The organism is Pseudomonas lyxosi (assembly GCF_047758685.1).
Taxonomy (GTDB): domain Bacteria; phylum Pseudomonadota; class Gammaproteobacteria; order Pseudomonadales; family Pseudomonadaceae; genus Aquipseudomonas; species Aquipseudomonas lyxosi.
In genome coordinates, this window is the sequence record NZ_CP180481.1 from 5,590,842 (window position 1) to 5,614,062 (window position 23,221).

The 23,221-nt window shown below is 60.6% G+C and carries 19 protein-coding genes; 3 read left to right on the top strand and 16 right to left on the bottom strand.

What is annotated here, in order from left to right:
• Window positions 1–2: 2 nt before the first annotated feature.
• The 6 genes from ACMXYI_RS25590 to ACMXYI_RS25615 form a co-directional block, all read right to left on the bottom strand.
• Complete coding sequence (locus ACMXYI_RS25590; protein WP_415769612.1) at window positions 3–1,781, bottom strand: acyl-CoA dehydrogenase C-terminal domain-containing protein; 1,779 nt, start codon at window positions 1,779–1,781, stop codon at window positions 3–5.
• A gap of 7 nt (window positions 1,782–1,788) precedes the next feature.
• Complete coding sequence (locus ACMXYI_RS25595) at window positions 1,789–4,308, bottom strand: efflux RND transporter permease subunit (RefSeq protein ID WP_415769613.1); 2,520 nt, start codon at window positions 4,306–4,308, stop codon at window positions 1,789–1,791.
• Between the two features lie 31 nt (window positions 4,309–4,339).
• Entirely contained in the window at window positions 4,340–5,413 is a 1,074-nt protein-coding gene (locus ACMXYI_RS25600; protein WP_415769614.1) for a WD40/YVTN/BNR-like repeat-containing protein, read from the bottom strand.
• A gap of 148 nt (window positions 5,414–5,561) precedes the next feature.
• Complete coding sequence (locus ACMXYI_RS25605) at window positions 5,562–6,920, bottom strand: DUF1329 domain-containing protein (RefSeq protein ID WP_134099679.1); 1,359 nt, start codon at window positions 6,918–6,920, stop codon at window positions 5,562–5,564.
• A gap of 41 nt (window positions 6,921–6,961) precedes the next feature.
• A complete protein-coding gene (locus ACMXYI_RS25610; protein WP_415769615.1) occupies window positions 6,962–8,974 on the bottom strand; it encodes a DUF1302 domain-containing protein in 2,013 nt (670 codons plus the stop codon).
• Window positions 8,975–9,101: 127 nt separating this feature from the next.
• A complete protein-coding gene (locus tag ACMXYI_RS25615) occupies window positions 9,102–9,668 on the bottom strand; it encodes an RBBP9/YdeN family alpha/beta hydrolase (RefSeq protein ID WP_415769616.1) in 567 nt (188 codons plus the stop codon).
• A 355-nt stretch (window positions 9,669–10,023) separates the two neighbouring features.
• Here ACMXYI_RS25615 and ACMXYI_RS25620 point away from each other — a divergent pair, with 355 nt between their 5' ends.
• Window positions 10,024–11,073, top strand: coding sequence for an AraC family transcriptional regulator (locus ACMXYI_RS25620; RefSeq protein WP_415769617.1), 1,050 nt, complete (start codon window positions 10,024–10,026; stop codon window positions 11,071–11,073).
• A 289-nt stretch (window positions 11,074–11,362) separates the two neighbouring features.
• Here the strand turns inward: ACMXYI_RS25620 and ACMXYI_RS25625 are convergent, their stop codons facing one another.
• The 8 genes from ACMXYI_RS25625 to ACMXYI_RS25660 all read right to left on the bottom strand — a co-directional run bounded on the left by ACMXYI_RS25625 (window position 11,363) and on the right by ACMXYI_RS25660 (window position 19,090).
• Window positions 11,363–12,373: a YeiH family protein gene (locus tag ACMXYI_RS25625; protein WP_415769618.1), complete on the bottom strand. Its 1,011-nt coding sequence runs from the start codon at window positions 12,371–12,373 to the stop codon at window positions 11,363–11,365.
• Window positions 12,370–12,696: a Rieske (2Fe-2S) protein gene (locus ACMXYI_RS25630; RefSeq protein ID WP_415769619.1), complete on the bottom strand. Its 327-nt coding sequence runs from the start codon at window positions 12,694–12,696 to the stop codon at window positions 12,370–12,372. The genes ACMXYI_RS25625 and ACMXYI_RS25630 overlap by 4 nt, the downstream gene beginning before the upstream one ends.
• Window positions 12,693–13,355, bottom strand: a complete 663-nt coding sequence (locus ACMXYI_RS25635) for a DsbA family oxidoreductase (protein WP_415769620.1) — start codon at window positions 13,353–13,355, stop codon at window positions 12,693–12,695. The genes ACMXYI_RS25630 and ACMXYI_RS25635 overlap by 4 nt, the downstream gene beginning before the upstream one ends.
• On the bottom strand, window positions 13,352–14,680 hold the full coding sequence (locus tag ACMXYI_RS25640) for an MFS transporter (protein ID WP_415769621.1): 1,329 nt from the start codon (window positions 14,678–14,680) through the stop codon (window positions 13,352–13,354). Before ACMXYI_RS25640 ends, ACMXYI_RS25635 begins: the two co-directional genes overlap by 4 nt.
• Before the next feature lie 92 nt (window positions 14,681–14,772).
• Window positions 14,773–15,825 (bottom strand): 3-keto-5-aminohexanoate cleavage protein, encoded by a 1,053-nt coding sequence (locus ACMXYI_RS25645; RefSeq protein WP_415769622.1) that lies wholly within the window; start codon window positions 15,823–15,825, stop codon window positions 14,773–14,775.
• 87 nt (window positions 15,826–15,912) lie between these two features.
• A complete protein-coding gene (locus tag ACMXYI_RS25650) occupies window positions 15,913–16,761 on the bottom strand; it encodes a TauD/TfdA dioxygenase family protein (protein WP_415769623.1) in 849 nt (282 codons plus the stop codon).
• Between the two features lie 14 nt (window positions 16,762–16,775).
• Window positions 16,776–17,756: a quinone oxidoreductase family protein gene (locus tag ACMXYI_RS25655; RefSeq protein ID WP_192407843.1), complete on the bottom strand. Its 981-nt coding sequence runs from the start codon at window positions 17,754–17,756 to the stop codon at window positions 16,776–16,778.
• Window positions 17,757–18,688: 932 nt separating this feature from the next.
• Window positions 18,689–19,090: a DUF5329 domain-containing protein gene (locus ACMXYI_RS25660; RefSeq protein ID WP_415769624.1), complete on the bottom strand. Its 402-nt coding sequence runs from the start codon at window positions 19,088–19,090 to the stop codon at window positions 18,689–18,691.
• Window positions 19,091–19,611: 521 nt separating this feature from the next.
• Here ACMXYI_RS25660 and ACMXYI_RS25665 point away from each other — a divergent pair.
• Window positions 19,612–19,815, top strand: a complete 204-nt coding sequence (locus ACMXYI_RS25665; RefSeq protein WP_415769625.1) for a hypothetical protein — start codon at window positions 19,612–19,614, stop codon at window positions 19,813–19,815.
• A gap of 120 nt (window positions 19,816–19,935) precedes the next feature.
• Window positions 19,936–20,649: a metallophosphoesterase gene (locus tag ACMXYI_RS25670; protein ID WP_415769626.1), complete on the top strand. Its 714-nt coding sequence runs from the start codon at window positions 19,936–19,938 to the stop codon at window positions 20,647–20,649.
• Between the two features lie 99 nt (window positions 20,650–20,748).
• Here ACMXYI_RS25670 and ACMXYI_RS25675 read toward each other — a convergent pair whose 3' ends face one another.
• Window positions 20,749–20,946 (bottom strand): YbdD/YjiX family protein, encoded by a 198-nt coding sequence (locus tag ACMXYI_RS25675; protein ID WP_007900300.1) that lies wholly within the window; start codon window positions 20,944–20,946, stop codon window positions 20,749–20,751.
• Between the two features lie 14 nt (window positions 20,947–20,960).
• On the bottom strand, window positions 20,961–23,018 hold the full coding sequence (locus tag ACMXYI_RS25680; RefSeq protein WP_134418055.1) for a carbon starvation CstA family protein: 2,058 nt from the start codon (window positions 23,016–23,018) through the stop codon (window positions 20,961–20,963).
• Window positions 23,019–23,221: the final 203 nt, after the last annotated feature.

Here is a 23,221-nt window from a genome sequence, read left to right on the forward strand (position 1 = left end):
GCTCAGAACTGCTCTGCATCCAATTGATAGAGGCATTCACTGCCAGCCTTGGCCGACGCGCTCAACGAGTGGATACGTGGCAGCAGACGGGCGAAGTAGAAGCGCGCGGTGGCCAGTTTGCTGGCGTAGAAATCGTCTTTGGAATGCGTGCTCATGGCAGCCTTGGCCATTCGCGCCCACATGTAGGCGTACGCGGTGTAGCCAAACACGTGCAGGTACTCGACCGAAGCTGCGCCGATTTCATTCGGGTTGCTCTGGGCTCGATCCAGCAGCCATGCGGTCAGTTCGTCGAGGGTGTCGACGGCGGCGTTCAACGGTTGGGTGAACTCGCCGAGGTCAGCGCAGGCATTGGCGGTAAAGTTGCGGACTTCCGAAGCGAACACACGGTACAGCGCCCCGCCGCTGCCGACGATTTTGCGCCCGGCCAGGTCCAGTGACTGGATACCGTTGGTGCCTTCGTAGATCTGGGTGATGCGCACGTCGCGAACCAATTGCTCCTGGCCCCATTCGCGGATGTAACCGTGACCGCCGAAGATCTGCTGGCCATGCACCGTGGTTTCCAGCCCCATGTCGGTGAGGAACGCCTTGGCCACGGGGGTCAGCAGCGACACCAAATCTTCCGCGCGCTTGCGGGTGGTGGCGTCATCGCTGTACTTGGCGGTATCCAGTTGCAAGGCGACGTAGCTGGAGAACGCCCGCCCGCCTTCGTTCAAGGCCTTCATGGTCAACAGCATCCGCCGTACATCCGGGTGAACGATGATCGGATCGGCGGCTTTGTCCTTGTTCTGCGCGCCCGTCGGCGAACGGCTTTGCAGACGGTCACGGGCGTATTCGACGGCGTTCTGGTACGAACGCTCACCCAACGCCAGACCCTGGATACCCACGCCCAGACGTTCGTAGTTCATCATCGTAAACATCGCCGCCAGGCCCTTGTTCGGCGCATCGATGATCCAGCCAGTCGCCCCGTCAAAGTTCATCACGCACGTGGCAGAAGCCTTGATGCCCATCTTGTGCTCGATGGAACCGCAGGACAGCGAGTTGCGCTCACCCAGCGAGCCATCGGCATTGACCAGCACCTTGGGCACCAGAAACAGCGAAATACCTTTGGGGCCGGCGGGCGCATCCGGTAACCGGGCCAGTACCAGATGGATAATGTTTTCGGTCAGGTCGTGCTCACCGCCGGTGATGAAAATCTTGCTGCCGCTGATCTTGAAACTGCCGTCGGCCTGAGGTTCGGCTCGGGTGCGAATCAGGCCCAGGTCTGTGCCTGCATGCGCCTCGGTCAGGCACATGGAACCGGTCCAGGTGCCGGCGTACATGTTCGGCAGATAGCGTTCCTTGAGTTCCTGACTGGCATGGGCATTGATCGACAGGCACGCACCGGCGGTCAGCATCGGGTACAGGCCAAACGACAGACTGGCCGAGTTGACCATCTCCTCGACCTGAGCCGAAATGGCCTTGGGCATGCCCATGCCACCGAACTGCGGATCACCGCCAACACCCACCCAACCGCCGTCGGCGAATGCCTGGTAAGCCGCGACAAAACCGTCCGGCGCCGTGACCGCGCCATTGCTCCAGGTGCAGCCTTGTTCATCACTGCTGCGGTTCAGCGGTGCGATAACTTCGCCACTGATTTTGCCGGCCTCTTCAAGGATTGCGGCGGCCGTTTCTTCATCGATCACCTCAGCCAGGCCAGGCAATTGGGCCCATAGCCGGGACACCTGGAAGACTTCGTTGAGTACGAAGCGCATATCGCGCAAAGGAGCTTTGTAATCGGACATGGTTGGCTTACTCGGAAGTGGTCAGGGCATGCGGCACGCCCTGGCGTTGAGAGATTTCAGTGTTAGCGGTCTGCGCATCAGGACCCGGCTGAAGCGCCCGTTCGCGCAGGAGGAAATAAGACAGGGCAGGAATCAGCACCAGCGCGCCGAGCATGTTCCACAGGAACATGAAGGTCAGCAGGATGCCCATGTCGGCCTGGAACTTGATCGGCGACCAGACCCAGCACACCACGCCCGCCGCCAGGGTGATGCCCACCAGGCCCACGACCCGGCCGGTAAACGACACGGCGTTGCGGTAAGCCTGAGACAGCGGCAGGCCCTGGCGCTGGTAATGCAACTGCACGCTGAGCAGGTACAACGCGTAATCCACGCCGATCCCCACGCCCAATGCGATCACCGGCAAGGTTGCGACCTTCACGCCAATGCCCATGGCCACCATCAATGCTTCGCAGAGGATCGACGTCAGCACCAGTGGCAACAGGGCGACCAGGGTCGCGCGCCAACTGCGGAAGGTGATCAGGCAGAACAACGTCACCGCCGCATAGACATACAACAGCATCGTGCGATTGGCCTCCCGGACCACAATGTTGGTCGCCGCTTCAATCCCGGCCGACCCAGCCGCCAGCAGAAACTGTCGATCTTCGCTGTTGTTCTCGCGGGCAAATTTTTCGGCGATGTCCACCACGGCATCCAGGGTCTCGGCCTTGTGGTCCTTGAGGAAGGTGATCACCGGCATCAGCGAACAATCGGTGTTGAACAACTCCGGGGAGTTGACCGAGGCTTGCTGCGCGGCGTAGTTCAGCACGTCCTGATTGCGCTGGATGCTGTTGAGCTTGGGGTTGCCTTCGTAGGTGCCGGCGGTGATTTGGCGCACCGCGTTGACCAGCGAAGCCGTCGCCTGTACGCCCGGATACTGCTGCAGCTCCCAGGCCAGTCGGTCGGCGAGAATCAACGTCTTGTAGTTCAAGCAACCTTCCGGCGCAGTCTTGATCATCACCGCGAACAGGTCGCTGGACAGCGCGTAGTGGCTGGTGATGTAGGCGTTGTCACGGTTATAGCGAGAGTCGGCACGCAACTCCGGTGCGCCACTTTCCAGGTCGCCGATCTTCAGTTGCAGGCTGACCATGAAGCCGCCGATGCCCATCAGCACCGCGACCAATACCGCGCCCGTGGCCCACTTGCGCGTGGTGAAACGGTCGAGCAAGTCCCACAGTTTTCCGAAGCCTTTGTGCCCTTCTGCACGCGTGTCGATTTTCAGCGCACGCTCGGCAGCCCTGGCGCCGACACCGACATAAGACAGCGCCACCGGCATCAGCAATAGCGAGGTGAAAATCAGCACCGCCACACCGATACTGGCGGTGATCGCCAAGTCGCGGATCACCGGAATATCGATCAGCATCAGCACCGCGAATCCGACGGCGTCGGCCAGCAGCGCCGTGACGCCGGCAATGAACAGACGACGGAAGGTGTAGCGTGCGGCGATGAGTTTGTGGGTGCCACGGGCGATGTCTTGCATGATGCCGTTCATTTTCTGCGCCGCGTGAGACACACCGATGGCGAAAATCAGAAAAGGCACCAGCACCGAGTACGGATCGATGGCATAGCCGAGCCAGGCGACGATACCGAGTTGCCAAACCACCGCGATCAGCGAGCAGCCGACCACCAGCAAGGTGCTGCGCACACAACGGGTGTAGAGGTAGATGATGACCAGCGAAGTGACCACGGCCAGGCCGAAGAACATCATCACCTGAATCAGCCCATCGATCAGGTCGCCCATCAGTTTGGCGAAACCGATCACCCGCACTTTGTACTGACCCTTGCCCTCCTCCCCGGCCTTGCGTGCAGCGCTGTCGCCGGCGAATTCGATCTTGTCGCGCAACTGCTCTTCGAGCATCTGCGAAAAGGCGTGGTAGTCGATGCGTTGACCACTGGCCGTGGCCTTGTCCAGCAGCGGCACGATCAGCATGCTCGACTTGTAGTCGCTGGCCACCAGACTGCCGACGATACCGGCGCGGGAAATGTTCTGGCGCAGCTGTTCGATTTGCGCAGGCTTGCCCTCATAGGTATCGGGCATCACCGGACCACCCTGAAAACCTTCCTCGGTGACTTCTGTCCAGCGCACCGCCGGGCTCCACAGCGACTTCATCCAGGCGCGGTCGACGCCTTCGGTGAGGAACAATTTGTCATTGACCTGCTTGAGCACGTCCAGGTAACCGGGGTCGAAAATATCGCCCTGAGTGTTCTCCACCACCACCCGCACCGAGTTGCCCAAACCGCGCAACGACTGGCGGTTTTCCAGGAAGTTCTGGATATACGGCTGGCTCTGCGGAATCATTTTCTCGAAGCTAGGCCGCAGCTCCAGGCGAGTCGCGGCCATGTAGCCCAACACCACGGTGGCCAGCGCCATCAGCAGCATGAACAGCGGACGGTAGTTGAACACCAGCCGCTCCAGCCGATTGCCGGACTGGCGGTCGAAGTCTCGCAGATCGCGGATCACCGGCATGGTTTCTTGTTTGATATTGCCCATGTCTGGGTTCTCGCTCTAAGGGTTCGAGGGCTTATTCAACGGACAGCGTCCGTGCACCACGGCTGCCACCCACCACCAGCGCACCGTCGGCGGCGCGTATGACGCCAGTCACCGGGACCGGCTCGGCTTGCCGCACCCAGTGCATTTGCGCACCGGTGCCCTGGCTCACCAGCATCTGCCCGCCCTGGGTGAACAAGCGGTAATCACCCTGCGCATCGACGATGCCGGCGGTGATGCTGACGTGCAGGCCACTGTCCTGCGGGATCCAGCTGAGACCGCCATCGGTGCTGCGCAGCACATTGCCGCGCAAGCCATAGACGAGCGCTTCCCCGGGTTTGCCGAGCACACCGAAAAAACTGCCCTGATAACGTGTCTGCACGGCGGCGAACCGCTGTTGGGCGTCATCCCATTTCAGCAACAAGCCCTGCTCGCCGGCGATGTACAGCGCATCGCCGGTGGAAGCGATGGCGTTGAGGTGAAAGCCCTGCGGGTTGTCGGTGCGGTCCTGGAACGGGGTCCAGCTCTGGCCGCCATCCTCGGTGCGCAGGATCAGGTTAAACACCCCGACCACATAGCCGAGGCGGTCGTTGGCGAACCAGACATCGAGCAAGGGTTTGTCGGCGCCCTGCGCCACCAGGCGCTCACCTTCGGCGACCAGCAGTGGCCATTGTTCGTTGCCAGGTTCTGCACGGGCCAACGCCTGGTAATGCTTGACCAGCAAGGCACCGATTTCGCGGCCGTCCAGTTGCTTGCGCCAAGTCGCACCCGCGTCGTTGCTGTGCAACACCACGCCGTCGCCGCCCACCGCCCAGCCTTGGGTAGCGGAAGGAAAACTCACGGCATTGAGGTCGGCACTGACCGGCACGGATGCCTGTTGCCAGTGCTTGCCGGAATCATCGGAAAACAGAATATGGCCACGCTGGCCGACGGCGATCACGCGCTCACCGGCGCGGGCCATGCCGGACAACGGACTGTTGATGGCCAACGCACTGACCCTGGCGGGCAGGTCCAGCACATCGACGTAATCGGCCGCGTGGGTGACGCCCTGCAACAGGCCGAGCACAACGCCAAACGCCACCTGCAAATAATTCTTATACGAACACATACCGCGTCCTCTTCGGAAAACCGCGCCGGGACACACATCCGTGTGTCTGACGTTCACACCTGGCGCCCGCGACGATCGGCGTGCACCGACCACCGCACGGTCCACGCCTTGTGAGCAGTGGACCCTGTGGGCGCTTTTTTGCGGGGGCTTAGCGAATGCCGCTGCCGGCCAGGGATTCCGACGACCATTGCGCCTTGGAAAGCGGATCGATGTACTTGATGCCGCCGTAAGGCCCGACCACGCCGTTGATGTTGTAGGAGCCACCCACCAGGTCGTAGATCATGAAGGGCGTGGAATCCGGGATCTGCTTGTCGTAGCTCTGGCTGAGGAACGCGAAGGAGCCACGGTACAGCTGACCACGGGCGTCGTATTGGTCAGAGGCCAGAGCGGTCCAGCTGTCTTCATCGAGGTAGAAGCGGCGCTTCTGATAGATGTGTCGGGCGCCGGCCTTGAGGTTGCCCTCCACCACCCAGACGCGGTGTTTTTCCCAACGCACGTAATCGGGAGCCAGGTGATTGGCGGTGGTCAGCGACTTGGGGTCCTGGGCGTAAGTCAGCTTGTAGGTGTTGTAGGGCACGATCATTTCCTGCTTGCCCACCAGCTTCCAGTCGTAGCGGTCCAGTGCACCGTTGAACACGAAAACATCGTCGTAGGTGCCCGCGCCGGCGGTGCCGGGGTTAGGCGTGTCGTAGGCCAGGTTCGGTGCCAGTTTGACCCGACGCTGGCCCGGCAAGTACTGCCAGGCACGGCGCGGTTGCTGCAACGGGTTGGCGGCGTCCTTGAGCATCACCGCTTCACCGGCCCGGCGTGCGGGGCCGGTGTAGGACAGCTTCATCTGGTAGTACACGTCGGCGCTGCTGATCGGCTGCGCGAGGTTTTCGTAGATCGGATAGGAGATGAACGCCTGCCCGGTGGTCGCCAGGCTCGGCACGCCAGCGGAGTCGACGTTCCAGGAGTCGTACTTGGAATTGATGCTCACGCCTTGATAGCGCAGCAGGAAGTTCCACATCGCTTCGTTGCCCGACTGCGGGATCGGGAACGGCACGCCCGGCAGCACGTTATCGATGGCCAAACCGCCTTCGAGGGACTTGGCGCCGCTGGCATTCTTCACGCCGTTATCGAGGATGGCTTTGGGCAGCGAAACGGTGCGGTGGGTCGGGTAGACATTGACGTGGAAACTCGGGAAACGTTTGGCCAGTTCCGCCGTGGTTGCGCTGAGCAAGCCCTTGTACTGATCGACGTTTTTACCGTCGATTACCAGCAACGGTTTTTCGTTGACGAAGGGATCCGGACGCATGCTGTCACCGGATTTGAAACTGGCCGGCGGCGTGGTCAGGCCACCGTCATAAGCGGGGATGGAACCATCAGCGTTCCCGGCCTTTTCGGCGCCCACCAGGGTCAGGCTACTGCCCAATTTGGCAGCGTCCTGGGTTGAAACAGCGGCCTGTGCCTGGGCGGCAAGGACCATGGCCAGCGAAGCGGCCAACACGGTTTTTGCGAATTTCATCTTGTTATTCTCCTGCTTGCATTGAGCAAATCAGTGGTGAATCAAAAAGTGGTTTTCATCGTCAGGTAAACGGCGCCACGGTCCTCAGTCGTTGCACCACCACCGGAGAAGGCCGAGTAGCCACCGGCGTAACAGGCGTAGTTTTCATTGCCGCTAAAGGCATTGGGTGTGGAGCCGTCGCCGCTGCCGGCATTGGCCGCGCCGGTGCTCAGACCGCTGGCGTCGCACTTGTCGGTCTTGCCGAAGGAGTCCACGTACTTCAGATCAACGAAGTATTTGTTGTACACAACGGCCCCGAGGCCGATGGCGTAGTTGCCGGTGTCTTTGGCACCGCCACCGGACACCGGTGCGACGCCGTCGAGACCGACGTTGATGGACATCGGCGCGTTGAGGTCGACGCCGGGAAACACCTGGTACCAGGTCGGTGTGAAGTTGACCGCGATGCCCCAGTTGTCCCCGGTCGGCTGGTCGATGCCGCGATAGGTGTCCTTGCCCTTGTAGAGCGCTTCGTTCTTGCTATCGAGCTTGAGCAGGTTGCTGTAATACAGCTCGCCAAGCAGGGTTGCCGAATCGAACACCGGCGTTTTGGCAATGGTCATCAGACCGTTGAGCGTCCAGTGCAAGGTGTCGCCGGTGGCGGCCATACTGTCGCCCTTTTGCGGGGTGTCGTAGACCACACCGGTGGCGGCCGTACGCGCCGGCAACAGACCGAGGCCCGCGCCCAAACCCAGCGGACTGTTGGTGCTGACAACAGCCGGAATGCTGGCCAGTGGCATGTTGTGACGAATGTTCAGGTCCGAACCGACGCTCACCCCGCCCACATCCTTGGACAGGCTCAGGCCAACGATCTTGATGTTGTCGGCATAGGCCATTTGATAGGTGGCTGTGCTCAGCGAGTTGAGCGTATTGACCACCGCAGGCACTTGCCCTGCCGGCCGGGTGCCGTTGGGGTTGGCCGAACTCAGACCTCTGGCATCCAGCCAGGCTTGCGGCAGGATTTCCGAGGTTTCGCGGTAGTAAACGCCGAGGGTGCCATCCAGCCAGGCCGGCGACCACTTGGCCATAACGCCCCAGTCACCGCGCTTGTCCGGCGTCAGGTCATGCCCGCGACGCACGTTGGTCAAGCCGTTGCACGGCGCGAGGCCACACCCCAGCGGACTGCCCGGCACCACGCCATTGGTGTTGCCCAGCAGGAAAGATTGCGCACCGAAACCGACCAGATCGGAACCACCGTAATAAGTGCCTGCTTCCGGCAGGCGCGCGGCGTCCCAATCGAGGAAATACTGGGCACCCACGGTCAGCTCGGGATTGACGGTGAACGACATCGACAACTGGTTACGCGGAACGAACAGCTCCTTCGCTTCAGTGCCCGGCGAGGCGGCCAGTTTGGCCAGGTCCAGGCCGGATTGGCCGTAACTGATCGAGTGCACCGGGTTGAGAATGGTCTCGCCCCAGAACACGTTGTGCTGACCGGCCTTGACGCTCAGCAGCGACTCCTCGCCCACTTCGGTGCTGTAGAACACGAAGGCATCGAGGATTTCGCCGGACGGACCGGTGTAGTAACGCTGGGCATAGTTGCTCAGGTGCGGGCTGCCGTTGCCGACGTTGTCGCCGGTGACCGCGGCCAGACGCGGGTCGTTGGCGACCAGCCCCGACCTTGCGTCGTTGCCGTTGACGAACGGGTTGGAATTGGAACCGGTGTTCTCGTAGGCCTTGTCGTACCAACTGGCGGCGCTGACGCGAAAACCCATGTGGTTCTGGTAGACCACATCCATCTCGGTCAACAGGTCAACACGGTTGGTGATGTTGGTCCCGGCCTTGCGGAAGTTGTAGTCGCCGTCGTTGTTGTTCGGCGTTGCCAGCATGCGTTTGTCAGCGCTTTCGGTGCGCACGCCGTAGTTGTATTTCACGGTGTTATCAAGACGCACGGTCCAGTTCGGGTTACCGGTGTCGAGCTCGACCGCCTGCGCGACCGGCATGGCTGCGGCCAGAATGGCCGAGGCCAACAAGGTGTAACGCGAGGGTGCGAACCCGTGACTCTTATTGTTGTGCATTGCGTTGTCTCCGCCTTTTTGTATTTGTTTTAAGCGCAGCCGCCCTCGCGCAACCCCTTGTTCCAGGGGTTTACGTTTTCAGGAGTGAGGGCAATTACCGGATGGCGCGGGCCAACCGGCGCCTGAACTAGCGATCCAGCTCGAGGATGAGTGCTTCGGCGCGTGGCCAGCGCCCATACCCGGCAGCAGGATTGAGATGACCGACTTCGCCGAGGTTGAGCAGTTCGCTGCCCCAGCCTTCGGCCATGCGCGTGGCGGCGTCCAGGCTGGCGAGGTGGTCGTTGGTACTGGCGGCCACCAGACTGCGGAACGGCAGTAGCTCTTTTGGTAGAGGATTCCAACCCTGGGTACGCAGGGTTTCAGCGGAGGGGTAGCCTTGCGGCCAATGAGCATCGAGATCCGGAGGAGTGGCCAGCAGCGCGCCCTTGATCGGCCCACTGTGCTGCGCAGCCCAGTGCGCGACCATCAGCACTCCGGCGCTATGAGCAACCAGAATCACCGGCCCGTCGATCTGCTCCAATTCATGCTGAATCGCTTCGACCCGCTTGCTGCAATCGAGCTTGTCGGTGTCCAGCGGCGGCACACTGCGTACCTTGCACAGCCTGGCTTCAAGCAGCGTTTGCCAATGCTCGGCAACGTGCTCGCGCAGACCCGGTACGATCAGAACGGTTGCGGCAGTTTGCAGTTTGTCCACGTCAACACCTTCGCTTTCTCGATGACTCGACTGGCTCTATTCGCCAGGGGCTTTTTGTAGGACTGACATTAAAGAGCGCCCGCCCGAGGCGCTTTTCATTGGACGTCAGGCACTTTTCTTTTCATGACAAATTTCCAGGTGTTGGCGCACAGCGACCATTGGTCGAATATCCCCGCAGGTTCTCTACAGCTCACTGTAATCAATGGGTGAGCGTCGATCGCGCCACAACGACGGTGTGATTTTGGACAGCATTGGGCGAGCGCCCTCGACAACGTCACAACTGTTCAATTGTTGATGTGCTGGATATAGTCGCCACGCAAATTTGAATCGCAACCGGCCCAGGAAAGACCTTCGCATGCCCAAGCTTGTTCGCGCCGCCGTCTTGACCAACTACCTGGAGGTCACTCAGTACCTGGGGTTCAACCCGCGCGATGTACTGGCCGGCGTCGGCTTGAGCAAAGCCAAGCTGCAAGCCCCTGAACATCGCATTCCCATCGACGCCGCCGTGCGTCTGCTGGAGGATTCGGCTGCCGCCAGCGGCTGCCAGAGCTTCGGCCTGAGCATGGCCGAGTCGCGCCAGCTCTCGGACTTCGGCGTGGTCAGTCTGCTGCTCAGCCACCAGCGTACGCTGCGTGATACGTTGCAAGTGTTGGTGCACTACCGTCATCTGATGAACGATTCGCTGGCCCTCTTCATCGAGGAGGCTGGCAAGATGGTGATCATTCGCGAAGAGGTGGTCACCGAATCGCCGATGCCTTGCCGACAAGCCAATGAACTGGCCATCGGGGTGATGTTCCGACTGTGCGCCGCCCTGCTCGGCGCACACTGGCATCCCTACAGTGTCAACTTCACCCACCAGCCCCCCGACAACCTGCAACTGCATCGCCGTCTGTTCGGTTGCAAGCTGGAGTTCGGCAGCGAGTTCAATGGCATTGTCTGTCCCAATGCCAGCCTCGACATGACCAACCCTCATGCCGACCCGGCCATGGCGCGTTACGCCCAGAGTTACCTCGACTCGCTGCTGAACCACGAAGGCCCTTCGATGCTGTTCGAGGTGCGCAAAGCCATCTACCTGTTGTTGCCGATGGGACGCGCCACCATCGAGCAAATCGCCCAGACCCAGGGCATGAACGTTCGGACCCTGCAGCGCCGCCTCAAAGACGACGGCTGCGCCTTCAACGACCTGATCAACGACGTGCGCCGTGACCTAGTGTTGCGCTACCTGGAAAACCCGAATTACTCGTTGGGCCGGATCGCCGACATGCTCGGCTACTCCATGGCGAGTTCCTTCACACGCTGGTTCATCACCCAGTTCGGCATGCCGCCGGCGGCTTGGCGCAGCGCGCAAAAACAACCCAAGGCACACAGCGAGCCGAATACCCTGCCCGGCTCCTCGGCCCCCTGAATCGACTGAAAGGGACGCAAAAAAAACGGCGACTGCTGGTACAGTCGCCGCAAAAAACCAGTGTTTGTGACACCGGTCGGGAGCGACACTGCGACTAGGAGTCGACCGCAGTGCAGCCCTCTGTAGCAGCTGGCGAAGCCTGCGTTCGGCTGCGTAGCAGTCGTAAAAACTAACTACGCGGTTTTCCTGAAGCACCCTATCGTTTGAATTCACGACCGCTGCGCGGCCGAACGCAGGCTCCGCCAGCTGCTACAAAAAGGTGCGCCGCAGCCAGTATTTTTTAACCGGCTTAGAGACCCCAGCGCAGCAACAACAGCACCAGTACGACGAGGAACACCGTCTCCCCCACCATCAACAGGATCGGCTTGATGCCTACCGCCGCCAACTCCTTGAGCTGGGTCTTCATACCCAGGGCGCTGATGGAAACCACCAGGCACCAGCGCGACAATTCATTGACCGAACCCTGCACCACCGGGGCCACCCATCCGGTGCTGTTGATACAGGCCAGAATCAGAAAACCAACGGCGAACCATGGCAGCAGCGGCGGTCGTTTACCGGTCGGGTCGGCGCCCTGCATGCGCGTAATCATGGCGGCGCAGACGATCACCGGCAGCAGCATGGCAACCCGCATCAACTTGACCACCGTGGCCGTATCGCCGGTCTCGGTCGACATGCTGTAACCGGCACCGACGACCTGGGCGACATCGTGGATGGTGGCGCCGAGGAACACGCCGGCCACTTGTGGCGACAACGACAGCCAGTTGGCAATCATCGGGTACACGATCATCGCCAGGGTCGACAGCGCCGACACCCCGATCACCGTGAATAACGTCGCGCGTTCTTTCTGCGGATGGTTCGGCAATGCCGCCGCTAGCGCCAACGCGGCCGATGCACCACAAATCGCGGTGGCGCCACCGGTGAGCATGCCGAACAAACGCTGGAATCCCAGCGCCTTGGCCGCGATCACCGAAACGCCGATGGTCACCACCACCAGAATCACCACCAGCGCCACAGGCTTCCAGCCCAGCGCCACCATCTGTTCGAGGGTAATGCGCATGCCCAGCAAGGCCACGCCAATGCGCAACACCGTGCGTGCGGTGAACTCGATGCCGGCCTTGCAGGCACTGTCACCGGCCAGGAAGTTCAGCGCCATGCCCAGCAACAAAGCGAACAGCATCACCGGCGCGCCGTAGTGCTCGGACAAAAAGGACGCTGCGGCAGCAACGATCAGACTGACGACAAAACCCGGCGCCAGTTCGCGCGTTCGGCTGTGGATACGGGTGAGAGCGATGGCGCTCATGGCGCGGCCTCCTCGGGAACGATAACGATGAATGCCTGGCCGTCGATGATCTCGACCGGGTAGTTGGCGACTTTGACAGCAGTGGAATTGAGCAAGTAACCGCTGCGCAGATCGAAGCGCAGGCCATGGGCGCAGCACTGAATCACCCGCCCCTCAAGACGCCCGCTACACAGCGAGGCGCCCTGGTGCGGGCAACTGTCGTCGATGGCGAACACGTCACCTTCGACGTTGAATAACGCCAGGCTTTTGTCATCGAATTCGAACAGTGCACGACCGCCCGCCTGCGGGAGTTTTCCGGCAGGTACGGGGATACGCCACGTCATGCCGGATGCCGCTCGCGCTCACTTTCCTTGAGTGCTTCGTTCATGGCCCCGAGCAGCGCCTGAGCAGGTTGTGCACCGATCACCGTCATGCGGCGGTCGAACTGAAAGCTCGGCACGCCACTGGCCGCGCCGGGGAAGCCTTCAAATGGCGTGGCGTCGCCCTTCAGGCAATCGAGCACCACGTCCGTATCGACGCCGCAGGAGCGGGCAATGGCGAGCAAGGTCTCGCGGCACCCCAGGTTTTCGCGTTTGCGGAAATAAGCGGCGAACAGCCGTTCGAGCAACATTTCACGCTGAGTAGCATTGCCCAGTACGCTGACTCGTTCGAACAAACGATGGGCGTCTGCGGTGTTGGGCATCGTCTCGATGTGGCTGAGGTCGATGGTCAGTCCAACCGCCGCGGCAGCCTGCTGTACCTGGGCCTGGCGCATGGTCATAGCATCGGCATTGCCCAGACGCTTGCGATAGAAGTCGGCGAAGGGCTCACCTTGTACCGGCAACTGAGGCAGCAACTGCACGCCATGCCACACCGTGGTGATCTGCACATCCGGGTGGCGACTGCGAAACTGGACCTGCGCATGCTCCAGTTGACGCTTGCCGATCAGGCACCAGGGGCAGATGAAATCGAAGATCACATCAATACGTAAACGACCACTCACAACTTCACCTCTAACACCGCTTTGCTAATCGAATCGTGGACTTGCTCGCCCTTAAGCCGGGCAATGTCCTTGTGGTAATGACACTTGGCATAAAAGAACACGGCCGCAGCCGCGATGCTGACCAATGGCACAAACTGAAAGGCGGCCTGCAAGCCGATCACATCGGACAGCTTGCCGGTGATGAACGGCCCCGGCGCCAGCCCCAGCATGTTGTTGGCCAGGGTCAGCGTGGCGAAAGCTGTGCCGTGAACCGAGTAATGGGTCAGGTTGGCAACCATCGCTCCGCAAGGGCCGGTCGTGCCGGCGGCAATCAACATGCCCAGGCAGATCAGCACCAATTGCACAGGCCCTGCCGGCAGGGCGAACGCCGCCGACAACAGCAGGCAACTGCCCAGGCAATAGGTGATGGCCAAGGTGACTTTGCGCTCCGGCGAATGGCGCGACAGTCGATCGCTGAGCATGCCGCACAGGATCATCCCCGCACCGCTGCACAGCACGATGATCGCCGCGACACCGCCCGCCTTGTCCGTGGCCATGTCGTAATAACGATTGAGGTAGCTGGGCATCCACACAATCACGGTGCCGCCGACGAACAGTTGCAAGCCACTGCCGACGTAGGCAGCGATTACCGAGCGGCTGGAAAACAGCGTACGCAACGGACGCTTGACCGCTGCCGCCGCCTTGTTCGCCGCCAGGGAGGCACGTTGCGGCGCAATGCGCGCTTCCTTGACGATGACCGGGTAAAGCACTGCCAACAGCAGGCCGAACAGCGCCATGCCGGCAAACGACCAGCGCCAGCCCAGCTTGGCGGCGATTGCACCGCCCAGCGCCATCCCTAATACCGAACCGAACATGCCGCCCGCCATGAAGGCACTGGCCAGCGTTGCACGCAGGTGTTTGGGAAACACCGAAATCACCACCGCGATGCCGACGCTGCCGTACGCCGCTTCGCCGACGCCGACCATGAACCGTGCAATGAACATCTGCTGATAGTCCTGCGCCACTGCGCAGCCCAGTGTCGCCAGACTCCACAGCAAAGCCATCAGCGCCAGGCTCTTGACCCGGCCGAAGCGATCCGCCAGCAATGAAAGGGGAAACGTCAGCAGCCCCACCATCAGCGCGACAATGCCACTGAGCAGGCCGAGCTGGCCGTCGCTCAGGGCCCATTCGCCCTTGAGCATCGGGAACACCGCGTTCAGCACCTGGCGCGACATGTAATCGGAAATCAACAGCCCGAACGTCAGTGCGAAAACGATCCAGGCATACGGTCGCGCAACACCGACAGCACAGTCGTCATCGTCTGCGGCGATTGGGTGAAAGGCCATGCAGCCTCCTCAAAGCTTTGTTTTATTGTTGTTATCAAGCGTGTTGCAGTGCAGCGAGCGGGAGGCCATTGACCTCCCGCCTCGTCTGCCGATCAGCCGCGTTGCGGCACACCTTTCTGCCCAGCCTTGCGGTTGGGGGCCATACCGTTGGCCAGCAGCGTTTCTTCGATGCTCTGGTACTGCACGCCGATGCGGTAGATCTCACGGGCTTCTTTGCCGGTGGCGATTTCGCGACCCAGTTCATGAGCGATGCGCACGGTCTGCTTGATCTGCGCAACTGAGCCGAAACGATCGCCCTTGTGATCAATGATAGTGTCTTCATTGCCCACACGCGGGTGCATACCCATGGCCATCGACATGGTGTTGAACGGCATGACGTTCTTGAGCAGCGACTCGGAGGTCAGGGTGCAACCGTCTGGCGCGCGGTGGATGAAGTTGAAGAAATTGAACGGATTGGGGCCATCGAAACCGCCACCGATGCCGATCCAGGTCAGGTTCAACGGGCCCTTGTAGACGCCCTTGCGCACCAGACGCTCGAGGGTTTCCATGGCGTGCATGCCGGTCAGCTGGAAGTGCGGCTGGATACCGTTGTCCATCAGACGCTTGAGGTGCTCGGCGACCCAGGCCGGGCCTGCCGGTACGGTCATTTCGCTGTAGGCGGCCTGAAACAGAGGATTGGCCAGGGACGTGCCTTCCAGGTATTCCGGATACAGCAGTTCCATGATGTTCATCTGGGTGGTGTTGATCGCTACCGTGACCTGATCCGGTTTTGGCGTCAGCTCGGCCAGCATGTGTCGCGTATCGTCAGACAGCCACTTGGCGGCTTCGCCATCGCTTTCCGGCGCGAAGGAAATCGAACCACCGACCTGGATAATCATGTCCGGCACGGCTTCACGCACGCCGGCGATCAACTCGTTGAACTTGGACAGTCGCTTGGAACCCTTGCCGTCCAGTTCGCGTACATGCAGGTGCAGAACCGTGGCACCAGCCTCATAACATTCGACCGCTTTTTGCACCTGTTCGTCCATGGTCAGCGGGATGTCTTCGGGGAAGTCTTCCGGCATCCATTCCGGGCCGTACGGGGCCACGGTGATGACCACCTTTTCCATGTTTTCCGGGTGCAGGGAATCGTCGAAGAATTGCATGAGTTACTCCTGTTCTTATGATTGTCGCGCCCACCCGGGATCGTGCCGGGCAGACGTGTTTACGAGTGCGAATGCAGAAGGGGTCGATCAGTAGGTCTTGTCGCCGATGATTCCGGCACGCTCCATCTTGCGATGGCACGGCGGGTAATCCATGACGGCGTAGTGCTGGGTGCTGCGGTTGTCCCAGATGGCGATGCTGTTGGGCTTCCAGCGCCAGCGCACCTGATACTCGGGGATGTAGGCCTGGCTGATCAGGTAGCGCAGCAACTCGCTCGCGCCAGGGTTGGCGTCCTGGCCGAAGCGCACCCGCTCGGGGGTGTGGTAGTTGCTCAAGTGCGTCGTGAAGGCGTTGACGAACAGCACCTTTTCCCCGGTTTCCGGGTGGGTACGCACCACCGGGTGCTCGGCATCCGGGTACATCGCCTTGAGCGCCAGACGCTTTTCGATTGGCATGGCGGCGCCAAAGCTTGCTTCGATGCTGTGGCGGGCGCGCAGGTCGGCAATCTTCACCTTCACGTCCTCCGGCAAACGCGCATAAGCCTCGACCATGTTGGCCCACATGGTGTCGCCGCCCACCGGTGGGCACTCTACGCAGCGCAGTACGCAGCCCATCGGCGGCGCCTCGCGCCAGGTCGCGTCGGTGTGCCAGGCGTTTTCGTAGCGGTCCATCGGCTGGTCCGGGTTCTTGTAGATGCGCACCAGCCCTGGGTGATCCGGATCGCTGCCGGCCACCGGATGATCCTCCAGTTCGCCGAAGCGACGGGCGAAGGCCACGTGCTCGGCGCGAGTGATGTCCTGATCGCGCAGGAACACCACCCGATGCTTGAGCAACTGAGCACGAATCTCGGCAAAAAGACCGTCGTCATGCACCGCGTCGGCAAGGTTGACGCCCACCAACTCCGCGCCAATGCTGCAGGTCAATTGTTCGACTTTCATGGCAGACGACTCCCTTAAATGACGAAAATCGACGAGCCCGTGGTCTTGCGTGATTCCAGATCGCGATGGGCCTGGACGGCATCCTGCAAGGCGTAGTGCTGGTTGATCTCGATCTTGATCCGACCGCTGCCGACATGGTCGAACAATTCGCCGGCCAGGGCGGCTTTTTCCGCCGGGTCGGCGATGTAGTCGGCCAGGGCTGGACGGGTCATGAACAACGAGCCTTTCATCGCCAGCAGTACCGGATCCAGGGCCGGGATCGGACCGGATGCCGTGCCGACGCACACCATCAGGCCACGACGCTTTAGTGAATCCAGCGAACCCATGAAGGTGTTCTTGCCGACGCTGTCGAACACCACGTTGACACCGACGCCGTCAGTCAGCTCGCGCACGCGCTGGGCGACGTCTTCATGGCTGTAATTGATGACATGGTCGCAGCCATGGGCCCGGGCAATTTCACCCTTGACCTCGGTGGACACGGTGCCGATGACGGTCAGGCCGAGCAGCTTGGCCCACTGCGAAACGATCAGGCCCACGCCACCGGCAGCGGCGTGCAGCAGAATGCTGTCGCCGGCCTTGAAATCGTAAATGCGCCGCATCAGGTACGACGACGTCAGGCCGCGCATGGTCATGGCCGCGGCGGTCTCGAAACTGATGGTTTCCGGTAGCTTGATCAACGGCGCGGCCGGGATCAGGCGCTCGGTGCTGTAGGCCCCCAATGTATTGAGAAAACCGGTGTAGGTGACGCGATCACCCACGCGGACATTGGTAACCCCCTCGCCGATGGCCTGGACCACACCGGAAGCTTCAACCCCCATGCCATTGGGCATCGGGATCGGGTAAGTGCCATTGCGAAAGTAAGTGTCGGCATAGTTCAGGCCGACCGCCACATGACGAAGACGGACCTGGCCTGGACCGGGGTCGCCAACTTCGACCTCCTCATAACGGAGGACTTCGGGACCACCGGTTTCGTAGAAGCGTACGGCTTTGGCCATTTTTTCTTATTCTCCAGTCTGCAAGATGGGCGTGCTGCGTCGAATTGCGCTGATTGGACTGTAGGACGCCGTCTGGCGAGTCGCTTCTCATCAGACGACAATGGCTTTTCATTTCATGACAACTACCTGGCTGTACGAATCCCGGAAACGAAAAAGCCCGGCAAGTGGGGCCTGATGCTGTTCACTTAAGGTTGGGGGGGACATATCCGTTTCTGCGGTCACGGCTGCTGGCGGTTTCGCTTTTACAGCGAGTCACTTTGGAAAAGCCCCAAAGTAACCAAAGGGCTCTTGCCCCTTTCGTTCGGTGCCTCGCCTAGGCTCGCCATGCCCTCGCTCCGGTCCTGCTCCGTGGGCCCGCCGCCATCGGCCATCCATGGCCGGGGGCGGCTAACCCGGCATCCATGCCGGGTTGCCCACTGCGCAGAACCTCCACTCGGCCTCTCGAGGCGGCGGTGCATCAAGATCAAAAGCTGCAGGCGAGCTAACGCTCGGCCTGTTGAGTGGTGAGAAGCGTGCGTACACCGCCTCCCCCCGGTAGGAGCTGTCGAGTGAAACGAGGCTGCGATCTTTTGATCTTGCTGTGGCTGTGGCTGTGGTTTTTGATTTTGATCTGCCGCCCCTTTCCCAGAGGCCGAACGCAGGCATTGCGCAGGGGGCACCGCGGCAAGGATGCCGCGGTAGCCGCCCCCGGCCATGGATGGCCGATGGCGGCGGGCCCCCGGAGCAATGCCGGAGTGAGGGCATGCCGAGCCTAGGCGAGGCACCGAATGGAGGGGCAGAAGCGCTTTGGTTACTTTCGCGCTTTTCGAAAGTGACCCGCCGTAAGGGCGGAACCGTAATCAGCCATCACCGCAGAGCCGGATATGTACCCCAACCTTAAACAAACAGCATTACGGCAAACGGGCCGAGCTTTCTCGTTTCGGGGGGTAGCCTCAATGGAGCTGGCGTTGTCTCTGCAGCTCTGTCTTCAGCCAGGTGCTCGTCGGCTGGACGCCTGCTGAGCAACGCACTTCATAGGCTTTGCCACTCATGCTGCTTTTAGTAGCAGCAAGATCGATGAAGTCTTCTGCGCTACTCACCATGTTCTTGCCTTCGAGATATTCCAGCTTCTTTTCGAGATGTACCCGAGCCTGGGGCCCCGGGTATTCACTGCCGTTGCGCACGAACTTGCACTCACTGCGCTCCACAAAATCCAGCAAGCCCTTTATCTCCTGGTTCGCCTGTGGCGAGGTTTGAGCCTGCGCACCGCCCGCCACTGCAAAAAGGCCGATAGAAGCCGTGATCAACCATTGGCGAAAAATGGGTCGAGTCACCGCTACTTTCAAAATCCACATGATACTTCCCTGTCCTAAAAGGCGTGACTGTAGCGCGGCATCGCCCGAGCAGCCAGCAGAACGCTGAGCGATGTTGTTCGTTCGAAAGGATCAACCTGTGGAAGAAAAAGGGGATCAATGAGCCCAATGCCTCTGTGCGCGAGCAGTTGGCCAAAGTCGCAGTTACTTATCCCTGTATCGGCATCAGACTCATTGATCGTTGCCCAGCTCAATGTTGGGCGATTTCCATCTAACCGAATGGAGATGCATTGGCGCGTCATTAGCGGCCATGCACTATTTTTTTAACAAAACAACTTCGGCACGTCTAATCACCTTTTTCCCCGGCCTTATAGGCTCAGGAAATATCGGCACCACCATTCGTCGCATCAGAAACGCTGCGCGATTTTTTTGACTATTCCTGGCTTAAGGTTTGCACAAGACGCTCGTAGCAGCCCCAGAACGACGTAATTCTGACACGGCAGCACTTTAATTAACGCTTAGGACGCCAGCGATGCGCTTGGTCAGTCACCGGGAGATGTAACGTGTCAACTCTCAACGAAATCGCAGCGAACCACGCGAGAATGGCCAAGGCTCTTGTCGAAGCATCGACCGGGCTGAGTGAGCGCCCCACCCAGATTGTGGAAAGTTTCGAAGTTCCATCCATGGATGCGCAACGCATGCCCCTGCACCTTATCGCCGGCGTGCAGGACAACCATTTCGGGCAAGCGACGGCCTACTCGCTCTGACGATGCTTGATCCGGGCAGGCGGTAAAGGACTGCCTCCCGGCGCGCTACCGGTCGAGTACCACTTTCTGGCCTAAACTCAACTGACTAGCCCGTTGGGGAGCTGCCGGAGTGGCATTCCCATGCTCGAAACTGTAGAGATGTCGCGCGTGAAGCACTTCGCCGCAAATGTTGCCGGCCGGGATTTCGCGGTCGGTGATATTCATGGCCATTTCACTGGGGTGCAGGCCGCTCTGGATGCAGCCGGGTTCAACCGTTTGGTAGATCGGCTGTTCAGTGTTGGCGATCTGATTGACCGCGGGCCCGAGTGCCGTGACGCGCTCGATTGGCTGGACAAACCATGGTTCCACCCGGTGCGAGGCAACCATGACGACTACGTGGTGTATTTCGATACCTGCGACATCGACAGCTGGCTACTCAACGGGGGGTCATGGTTCACGGGCCTGTCGTTGATCGAGAAGCAAGCATTCGCGGCGCAGTTCGCCAAGCTCCCTATCGCGATCGAAGTCGAAACGGCACACGGCCTGATCGGCATCGTGCACGCCGATTGTCCATTTCCATCATGGCAGCAACTGCGAAAGGAACTGGAGTCGCCGGAAAGCAATAGGCGTCTGCAGGAGCTGCAGCATTACTGCATGTGGTCACGAAGGCGCATCGATCAGCAGGAAACGCATGGCGTTGAAGGCCTGCGCGCACTGGTCGTAGGGCATACGCCGCTTTATATGCCCGTCAGCCTGGGCAATGTGATTCACATCGATACGGGTGGCTGGCGGCCGGACCGTGGTTATTTCACCCTGCTGGATCTCGAAACGCTCCAAACCATCCCAGCAAGCTGACTCAATACAGATCGGCCAACACCATTCACTCAAAAAAAACCCGGCCTCATCAGCCGGGTTTTTTATTAGCTACTCAGGTGGCATCACTGCCACCGACCATCAACAGCACTTCGGCCCAGCCTTGCTTCCGTAACGAGCTTCCTGGCGTTCCCGAAAGAACACCTCATAACTCATCACCGGCTTGTCCGGGTGTTTGGTTTGCATGTGCTCGACGTAGGTGTCGTAGTCGGGCATGCCGACCATCAGGCGCGCGGCCTGACCGAGGTATTTACCGAGGCGACTCAGGTCATTGAACATGCTGCAATCCTCGATCAAGCGTCCGGCAGTGCCTGGAATGGCGCTTCTTTATCCGTACGTTCTTTGGTGCCCCAGGCGGCGATACCGACCTTGAGTGCAAAGAACAGGATGCTGAAGACCACCAGCAAGAACAGCGCGGTCAGCGTTGCGTTGGTGTAGGCGTTGTAGATCACGTGCTGCATCTGGTCGATGCTCTTCGCCGGGGCGAGGATCTGACCGTTGGCCAGCGCATCGCTGTACTTCTTGGCCAAGGCCAGGAAACCGATCGCCGGGTTGGCATCGAACAGCTTGATGAAACCGGCGGTGGTGGTGCAGATCAGCAGCCATACGGCGGGCAGCATGGTGACCCAGACGTAGCGCTGGCGTTTCATTTTGATCAGCACAACGGTCGCCAACATCAGCGCGATACCGGCCAGCATCTGGTTGGAGATACCGAACAACGGCCACAAGGTGTTGATGCCACCCAGCGGATCGATCACGCCCTGGTACAACAGATACCCCCACATCGCCACACAACCGGCGGTTGCGATCAGGTTGGCGGTCCAGGATTCGGTGCGTTTCAGCGCCGGCACGAAGGAACCCAGCAGGTCCTGCAGCATGAAGCGTCCGGCACGGGTACCGGCATCGACCGCGGTCAGGATGAACAGCGCTTCGAACAGGATCGCGAAGTGGTACCAGAACGCCATGGTGTTTTCACCCGGCAGAAGGTGGTGCAAGATCTGCGCGATACCAACCGCGAGGGTCGGCGCACCGCCGGCACGGGCCAGGATCGTGGTTTCACCGATGTCCTTGGCCACCGCTTGCAGGGCTTCCGGGGTAATTGCAAAACCCCAGCTGCTGACGGTCTGAGCCACCGAAACAGCGTCAGAGCCGACAAGCGCCGCCGGGCTGTTCATGGCGAAGTACACGCCCGGCTCGATCACCGACGCAGCAACCATGGCCATGATGGCGACGAAGGATTCCATCAGCATGCCGCCGTAACCGATGTAACGGGCATGGCCTTCGCTGGCCAACAACTTCGGTGTGGTACCGGAAGCAATCAGCGCGTGGAAACCGGAGACTGCGCCACAGGCAATGGTGATGAACAGGAACGGGAACAGACCGCCCTTCCACACCGGCCCGGTGCCGTCGACAAACTGGGTCAGCGCCGGCATTTTCAAGTCGGGCATGGTGATCAGGATGCCGATCGCCAGGGCCACGATGGTGCCGATTTTCAGGAAGGTCGACAGATAATCCCGCGGCGCCAGAATCAGCCACACCGGCAGGACCGCTGCGACAAAACCGTAGCCGATCAGCATCCAGGTGATCTGGATCCCGGTGAAGGTAAAGGCCTTGGCCCAGACCGGATCAGCGGCAATCTGCCCGCCCAGCCAAATCGAACCGAGCAGCAACAGCACGCCGACCACGGAGATTTCACCGATGCGGCCCGGGCGGATGTAGCGCATGTAGATGCCCATGAACATCGCGATCGGGATGGTCGCCATCACCGTGAAAATGCCCCACGGGCTCTCGGCCAGGGCCTTGACCACGATCAGCGCCAGCACCGCGAGGATGATGATCATGATCAGGAAGCAGCCAAACAGCGCGATGGTCCCGGGGATGCGGCCCATTTCCTCACGAACCATGTCGCCGAGGGAACGACCGTTGCGGCGGGTGGACATGAACAGGACCATGAAGTCCTGAACGGCACCGGCCAGCACCACGCCGGCAATCAGCCATAGCGTACCGGGCAAATAGCCCATCTGCGCCGCCAGGACCGGACCGACCAGCGGCCCCGCGCCAGCAATGGCGGCGAAGTGGTGACCGAAGAGAACGTGTTTGTTGGTCGGCACGTAGTCCAGACCGTCATTGTTAACGACAGCGGGCGTGGCACGATTAGGGTCGAGTTGCATCACTTTGGTAGCGATGAACAGGCTGTAGTAGCGGTATGCGACGAGATAGATAGCGACTGCTGCGACTACGATCCAGAGGGCATTGATCGCTTCGCCGCGGCGCAGGGCCACGACACTTAGCGCAAACGCTCCCAGGACAGCCACGGCAAACCAGGCGAGGTGTTTAGCCAGACGGGGCATAGCGTGTCTCCTGCCGACAGCCAGTGGACTGCGGCGGTAATTTTTATAATTGTGTCCGCTGTGCGGAGCTGGCCCAATATCCCCGCATGCCGTCTACAAATAAATCCGCGTTACTACGTACGTGACGCCTACGTAGTTCTACGTAGATGACGATGAAGTTCTTGTAGGAGCGAGCCTGCTCGCGAATGCAATCTGTCATTCAA